This window comes from Cedecea sp. VD22 (assembly GCF_037150195.1).
Classification (GTDB): domain Bacteria; phylum Pseudomonadota; class Gammaproteobacteria; order Enterobacterales; family Enterobacteriaceae; genus Cedecea.
This window is the reverse complement of record NZ_JBBCPX010000042.1, coordinates 1-875: the sequence shown is the minus strand read 5'-3', so window position 1 is coordinate 875 and position 875 is coordinate 1. Positions and strand designations below refer to the sequence as shown.

Sequence of the window (875 nt, the reverse complement as noted above, 5' to 3'; positions counted from 1 at the left end):
ACGAGCTCAGTGATGCTGAACTGGCCGTTTTCTGGGGAGCCGCAGATCATCGTCTGGCTGAGCTTATTACCGGAACTTTATACGACCATGTTCCAGTGGAGATATGGCGGCATGTCCGTTGATTACATCTTCGGGGTTATATTCATATTGTATTCATTTCTGAGATACCACGTCCTAAAATTAGCTGCATCCAGAGGCGGTGAAAACAGGTATCCCTGCAGTAGCATTACCTGATTATTCCTCATAAACAGGGCCTGCTTCCTGGTGCTGATACCCTCTGCAATCATGGTAAGTTTCAGTCTTTTACTGAGGGTGATAATGGCATCAAGCACTGGGGTGTCTCCGTTGGCAGAATCGATCGTTTCTGTGAAACATCTGTCAATTTTGAGAAAGTCTGCAGGCAGGATTTGCAGGATAGACAAGGAACAATAGCCGGTTCCAAAATCATCTATAGCAACCTTTATACCTGCCTCACGCAACTGGGACAGATGGGTAACAGTTTTCTCTGTATTTTCAATGAGTGTGCGTTCGGTAATCTCCGCCACAAGGGATAACGAAGAAGGAATACTGTCACGAAACGCCCTCATATCCCCTATAAACTCTCCTCCGGCGAGGTGCTCCGATGCAATATTTATGCTCAGATGAAACTCTCCCGTGGGGATCCACTCTTTAACATCATTAGCAATAAGCCTCATCAGGTGACGCGTTAAGGGCCCCATCATTTTTTCTGATTCTGCCGCAGGAATGAACACGTCCGGAGGGATCAATCTGCCGTTATTTCTTCTCCAGCGCATCAGGGCTTCTGCACCATGGCAGTGTCCTGAAATATCACAGACCGGCTGATAGCAGACAAAAAACTCTCCTTCTGTTATTGC

General features: G+C 46.9%; 2 protein-coding genes. One reads left to right on the top strand and one right to left on the bottom strand.

Annotated elements, in window-relative coordinates; translation table 11 throughout:
• A partial coding sequence (locus tag WFK85_RS23365) for an Hha/YmoA family nucleoid-associated regulatory protein (protein WP_286180351.1) occupies window positions 1-122 on the top strand: 122 nt, incomplete at its 5' end.
• Here the strand turns inward: WFK85_RS23365 and WFK85_RS23360 are convergent.
• The coding region (locus tag WFK85_RS23360) for an EAL domain-containing protein (protein WP_336709956.1) at window positions 123-875 on the bottom strand (753 nt) is incomplete at its 5' end.